The following is a 660-nucleotide window of genomic DNA, read 5'->3' as shown; positions in this document are numbered from 1 at the left end:
GCCTGCACCAGCCACGCCAGCAGCGCGTTGACGAAGTTGGCCTGGACGGTGGTGAAGCTGGACTTCAACCCGTCGATGGCGCCCTGCGACCGATCGATGATGAACGGGATGGCGAACTGCGCGAAGATGCCCACGACGAGGCCGGGGATGACGCACAACACCGAGCCGATCGAGGTCAGGATCCCGATGATGATCGCGGCGAGGATCACGTTGCCGAGGTTGCGCGGCTTGAAGAACGAACCGATGCTCACCGACCGGCCGTCCGCGATGTCCAGGCATCCGGACAGGAACGCGGACTGCGCGAAAATGGCTACGGCATAGATCAATACGTAGCCGATGATCATGACGATCATCCCGCCGGCACCGATGCTCGTCGTGGCGGTCGTGTAGCCGTCGACGTTGGTGGTCGTCGTGGTCGAGCCCATGCCGCCGCCGAACAGGATCGCGCTGTAGGCGATGGCCATGACCACCGCGTAGATCAGGGTGGAGACGACCAGCGGCGCGACGTTCTGGGTGAACTTGCCCCAGGCCCAGCTGAACGCGTCGCCGATGCTGAAGACCGGCTGACCGCCGGGGGCGCCGCCGTAGCCGGGCTGCGGCGCGTAACCGGGCGGCGGCGCGCCGTAGCCGGGAGGGGGCGGCGGGGGAGCGCCGTACCCG

1 protein-coding gene is annotated in these 660 nt (G+C 67.3%); it reads right to left on the bottom strand.

Going from position 1 to position 660, the window contains the following annotated elements:
• Window positions 1-660 (bottom strand): hypothetical protein (locus A5655_RS28205; RefSeq protein WP_067007139.1); only part of this gene is annotated, 660 nt, incomplete at both ends.

It is taken from the genome of Mycobacterium sp. 1081908.1, assembly GCF_001673535.1.
GTDB lineage: Bacteria > Actinomycetota > Actinomycetes > Mycobacteriales > Mycobacteriaceae > Mycobacterium.
The sequence above is the reverse complement of the archived record's forward strand: the minus strand, read 5'-3'. Positions and strand labels throughout refer to the sequence as shown.